The 5193-nt window shown below is 72.6% G+C and carries 5 protein-coding genes; all 5 read left to right on the plus strand.

Annotated features, from left to right (window positions below; translation table 11 throughout):
* The first annotated feature begins 926 nt into the window (after positions 1-926).
* Positions 927-1253 carry an integration host factor, actinobacterial type gene (gene mihF / locus AB0C78_RS50445; protein ID WP_021597647.1) on the plus strand — a complete coding sequence of 109 codons (327 nt, stop codon included), beginning with the start codon at positions 927-929 and terminating at the stop codon, positions 1251-1253.
* 148 nt (positions 1254-1401) lie between these two features.
* Positions 1402-1950 carry a guanylate kinase gene (gmk, locus tag AB0C78_RS50450; protein WP_360762908.1) on the plus strand — a complete coding sequence of 183 codons (549 nt, stop codon included), beginning with the start codon at positions 1402-1404 and terminating at the stop codon, positions 1948-1950.
* Positions 1951-2012: 62 nt separating this feature from the next.
* Entirely contained in the window at positions 2013-2267 is a 255-nt protein-coding gene (gene rpoZ, locus AB0C78_RS50455) for a DNA-directed RNA polymerase subunit omega (protein ID WP_151542026.1), read from the plus strand.
* 130 nt (positions 2268-2397) lie between these two features.
* Positions 2398-3618, plus strand: a complete 1221-nt coding sequence (gene coaBC / locus AB0C78_RS50460) for a bifunctional phosphopantothenoylcysteine decarboxylase/phosphopantothenate--cysteine ligase CoaBC (protein WP_360762911.1) — start codon at positions 2398-2400, stop codon at positions 3616-3618.
* A gap of 167 nt (positions 3619-3785) precedes the next feature.
* Positions 3786-4979: a methionine adenosyltransferase gene (gene metK, locus AB0C78_RS50465; protein ID WP_151542024.1), complete on the plus strand. Its 1194-nt coding sequence runs from the start codon at positions 3786-3788 to the stop codon at positions 4977-4979.
* Positions 4980-5193: the final 214 nt, after the last annotated feature.

Genomic DNA, 5193 nt, shown 5'->3' on the forward strand with positions numbered 1-5193 from the left:
GCGGGCATGCCCGCTGCGCTCGCTGCACTCGCTCCGCGGGCCTGCCCGTGGCGGTGGCCGGGGTCCGGCCTTCCGCGGCGGCGCTCAGCCGGGTTCCACGTCCTGGGGCCGCGCAAGCTCAACTCTTCGCGGCGGGGCCCCGCGTCGTGGCGGTGTTCGGGCGGGTTCGCGCGCGGGGGAGTGGGCGCGGGGGGATTGGGGCGCGGGGGATGGATTTGGTTTTGGGGGCGGATTTAGCGCGGGTGTTGTTGGGCGTGCGGGAGCGCGCATTGTCGTTTTACTTCGCGTGCGAATGCCGGGCCGGGGATCCGCAAAGCGATACGGGGGGACGGCGAAGTCGGTTCGGCCCGATTCGCGGTCCGGGACGCCCGCGGTGCCGGACGGGAGGCGTCCGGGCGCACCGGGGGGAGGCGGGCGTGCGCGGGATGGGAGCTGGGGGGTGCGGGCGGAGGCGGCTCCGGTCTGCTGAACGATCTTGGCGGGTGTGTTGTCGAGGATGGCAGTTGCGGTGCCCCCGCGACGTGCGGAACGGCGCGGCGTGACGAGCGTCACTCGGTCGGGACCGGCTGTGGGGGACCTCACACGGGCCCGTCGCGGGGGGCCGGATCCGGCCCCGCGGCCGGTGGCGGGATCATGGTGGGGAGGCCCCCGGAGGGAGCGGACCGCCGCGCCGGGGCGGTGCCGAGTGCCGTAAATCGGGGCAGAATGGGCGGATTTTCACGATCATGCGAAAGTCCCAGCAAGGCAAGGGGATGGGCCGCCGGAGGGCCCGAGTCGAGTACACTCTGTATTCAGGACACTCCAGGGAGTGATTTTCGTGATTTTGTGGCGGGCTAAACGGCACTTCACGTTGCCTTATGGGGCGTGAACTCGCTAGTTTCCCAACCCGTCCGACTCCGTCGAGTGGAAACCTGAGGTGACCCGGCGTGGCTCTTCCGCCCCTAACCCCCGAACAGCGCGCCGCAGCCCTGGAGAAGGCTGCCAAGGCTCGCAAGGAGCGGGCCGAGGTTAAGAACAAGCTCAAGCACGGGGGGACCTCGCTCGCCGAGGTTCTCAAGGAGGGTCAGTCCGACGACGTCATCGGGAAGATGAAGGTGTCGGCCCTCCTGGAGTCCCTGCCCGGTGTGGGCAAGGTCCGTGCGAAGCAGATCATGGAGCGTCTGGGCATCGCCGAGTCCCGCCGCGTGCGGGGCCTCGGCGCCAACCAGCGCGCCTCCCTGGAGCGTGAGTTCGGCGGAAGTGCGAACCGCTGACGCGCGACTCACGGGCGGGCGCGGCGGCCCTTCGCACGAAGGAGCCGCCGCGGCCGGGTCCGGGCTCCCCGGATCCGGCACCATCTCGTCCGGCTCCGGCGCACCCATCACTGCGCCGGCGGGCTCCGAACAACCGCATGGCCCGCTCATGTCCCGCCTGACGGTCCTGTCCGGGCCGTCGGGCGTCGGCAAGAGCACGGTCGTCGCCGAGATCCGGCGCTCACACCCCCGGGTGTGGCTGTCGGTCTCGGTGACCACCCGGGCCCCCCGCCCGGGTGAGACCCACGGTGTGCAGTACTTCTTCGTCGACGACGCCGGTTTCGACCGGCTCGTCGCCGAAGGGGAGCTGCTCGAATGGGCCGAGTTCGCGGGCAACCGCTACGGCACCCCGCGCCGGCCCGTGCAGGAGCGCCTCGCCCGCGGCGAGCCCGTCCTGCTCGAGATCGACCTCCAGGGCGCCCGGCAGGTCCGCGAGACGATGCCCGGCGCGCGCCTGGTGTTCCTCGCGCCGCCCAGCTGGGACGAGCTGGTCCGCCGCCTCACCGGCCGCGGCACCGAGCCCCCCGAGGTGATCGAGCGCCGCCTGGACGCGGCCCGCGTCGAGCTCGCCGCCGAAAAGGAGTTCGACGTCACCCTGGTCAACACGTCCGTCCAGGACGTGTGCCATGAGCTGCTAACCTTGATGGCTGTTCGTTAGTGTCGGCGACCGCCGTGTCCGGCGGCCGGCACCGCAGTGAATCACTAGTGGAAGGCCACGGAGTGGCAGCCAGCAGCGAAGGCATCACCAACCCGTCGATCGACGAGCTCCTCGAGGTCGTCGAGACCAAGTACGGCCTCGTGAGCATCGCGGCCAAGCGCGCCCGGCAGATCAACGCCTACTACGCCCAGCTCGGCGAGGGCCTGCTGGAGTACGTCGGCCCGCTCGTCGAGACGCAGGTGCAGGAGAAGCCCCTGTCGATCGCGCTGCGCGAGACCCGCGAGGGCCTCCTCAACGCCGAGCCGATCGAGGGCTGAGCGCCCGCCGGCCCGGCAGGGGCGGCCGCCGCGCCCTCCGGCGCGGCCGGCCCTCGCGATGCCCCGGAGCGCCGTCCTGAGGGCGGCCCCGGGTGCGGCCGGGCCCCGGGCCTGATGGGACAGTGTCCGCATGACCTCCCGTAAGCCGCGCGTCGTCCTCGGTGTGAGCGCCGGGATCGCCGCGTACAAGGTGTGCGAGCTGCTGCGGCGGCTCACCGAGTCGGGCCACGACGTCACCGTCGTCCCGACGCGGGACGCGCTGCGCTTCGTCGGCGAGCCGACCTGGGCGGCGCTGTCGGGCAACCCCGTCTCCACCGAGGTGTGGGACGGGGTCGCGCGGGTCCCGCACGTCCGGCTCGGGCAGGACGCCGACCTGGTGTTCGTCGCCCCCGCGACCGCCGACCTGCTCGCCCGGGCCGCGCACGGCCTGGCCGACGACCTGCTCACCAACACCCTGCTCACCGCCCGCTGCCCGGTCGTGTTCGCGCCCGCGATGCACACCGAGATGTGGGAGCACCCGGCGACCCGCGCGAACGTCGCGACGCTCCGCGCCCGCGGAGCGATCGTGGTGGAGCCCGCGTCCGGCCGGCTGACCGGCAAGGACACCGGCCCCGGCCGGCTGCCCGACCCGGCCGAGCTGTTCGAGGTGGCGCGCCGCGTCCTCGCCCGCGGGGACGCCGGGCGCGACCTCGCCGGACGGCACGTGGTCGTGTCCGCCGGCGGCACCCGCGAACCCCTCGACCCCGTCCGGTTCATCGGCAACCGCTCGTCGGGCCTGCAGGGGTACGCGCTGGCCCGCACGGCGGCGGCCCGCGGCGCGCGCGTGACGCTCGTCGCGGCCAACGTGGCGCTGCCCGACCCGGCCGGCGCGCACGTCGTGCCGGTGGGGTCCGCCGAGGAGATGCGCAAGGCCGTGCTGGAGGCCGCCGGGGACGCCGACGCGGTGGTGATGGCCGCCGCCGTCGCCGACTTCCGCCCCGTCGACTACCGCGGCTCGAAGATCAAGAAGGCGGAGGGCAGCGAGCCGGAGCCGATCCGGCTCGCCAAGAACGCCGACATCCTGGCCGAGCTCGGCGAGCGCCGCCGCGCCGGGCAGGTGATCGTCGGGTTCGCGGCCGAGACCGACGACGTGCTCGCCAACGGCCGCGCCAAGCTCGCCCGCAAGCGCAGCGACCTGCTGGTCGTCAACCAGGTCGGGGAGGACCTCACCTTCGGCCGCCCCGACAACGCCGCGATGATCCTCGGCGCGGACGGGTCGAGCACCGAGGTCGGGCGCGGCGCCAAGGAGGCCCTGGCCGACGTCGTCTGGGACCTCGTCGCCGCGCGCCTGGACCCCCTGCCCGCGGATTGACCGGAGGCTGCCCGACCGCGACCAACGCCATACCGGCGTCCGGGGATGATCCCGCTAGACTGCGGGCTTACCACCCTTGAATGCCCGTGCGGGGAGGTCCCCGCCGAACTCGAAGACATATCCGTCCTGCGACGTCAGTCAGCAGCCGCTGCAAGGAGTTCACGTACGTGTCTCGCCGCCTGTTCACCTCGGAGTCCGTCACCGAAGGACACCCCGACAAGATCGCGGACCAGATCAGCGACGCGATCCTCGACTCGATGCTCAAGGACGACCCGAAGAGCCGGGTCGCCGTCGAGACGATGATCACGACCGGTCAGGTGCATGTGGCCGGTGAGGTCACCACCGAGACCTATGTGGACATCCCCGGCGTCATCCGGGAGAAGATCCTCGAGATCGGCTACGACTCGTCCAAGAAGGGCTTCGACGGCCACTCCTGCGGCGTGTCGGTGTCCATCGGCGCGCAGTCCCCCGACATCGCGCAGGGCGTCGACGACGCCTACGAGACCCGCGAGGGCGAGGGCGTCGACGACCTGGACCGGCAGGGCGCCGGCGACCAGGGCCTGATGTTCGGCTACGCCACCAACGAGACCCCCGAGCTGATGCCGCTGCCGATCACGCTGGCGCACCGGCTCGCGCAGCGGCTGTCCGCGGTCCGCAAGGAGGGCACCGTCCCCTACCTGCGCCCGGACGGCAAGACCCAGGTCACCATCGAGTACGACGGCGACCGCGGCGTCCGCCTCGACACCGTCGTGGTGTCCAGCCAGCACGCTCCCGACATCGACCTGAAGGAGCTGCTCGCCCCGGACGTCAAGGAGCACGTCGTCGACCCGGTGCTCGCCCAGTTCGACCTGGAGACCGACGGCTACCGGCTGCTGGTCAACCCGACCGGCCGCTTCGAGATCGGCGGCCCGATGGGCGACGCCGGCCTCACCGGCCGCAAGATCATCGTCGACACCTACGGCGGCATGGCCCGGCACGGCGGCGGCGCGTTCTCCGGCAAGGACCCGTCCAAGGTCGACCGGTCCGCCGCGTACGCGATGCGCTGGGTCGCCAAGAACATCGTCGCCGCGCAGCTCGCGGACCGCGCCGAGGTCCAGGTCGCCTACGCGATCGGCAAGGCGCACCCGGTCGGCGTGTTCGTCGAGACGTTCGGCACCGAGAAGGTCGCCCCGGAGAAGATCGAGAAGGCCGTCGCCGACGTCTTCGACCTGCGTCCCGCCGCGATCGTCCGCGACCTGGACCTGCTCCGCCCGATCTACTCGCAGACCGCCGCGTACGGCCACTTCGGCCGCGAGGTGCCGGACTTCTCCTGGGAGTCCACGGACCGCGCGAAGGACCTGGCCTCCGCCGCCGGCCTCTGACGAGCCGTAAGCGTCCCTGACGCACCGGAAGGGCCCTGGAGCACCTCCAGGGCCCTTTCGCATGCCTGAGCCGTCCTGACCGCCCTCAGCGCCGCCCAAGCCCCTCCGCCCGCCGCACGACGCCACCCGGAGGCGGAAGAGCCGCCTCGGGCCCGCCAAGACCGCCCGTCCGCACAACGCCCATCGCGCGGGCGGGGGCGCGCGGAAGCCCCCG

The organism is Actinomadura sp. NPDC048394, from assembly GCF_040651755.1.
Taxonomy (GTDB): Bacteria; Actinomycetota; Actinomycetes; order Streptosporangiales; family Streptosporangiaceae; genus Spirillospora; species Spirillospora montaniterrae.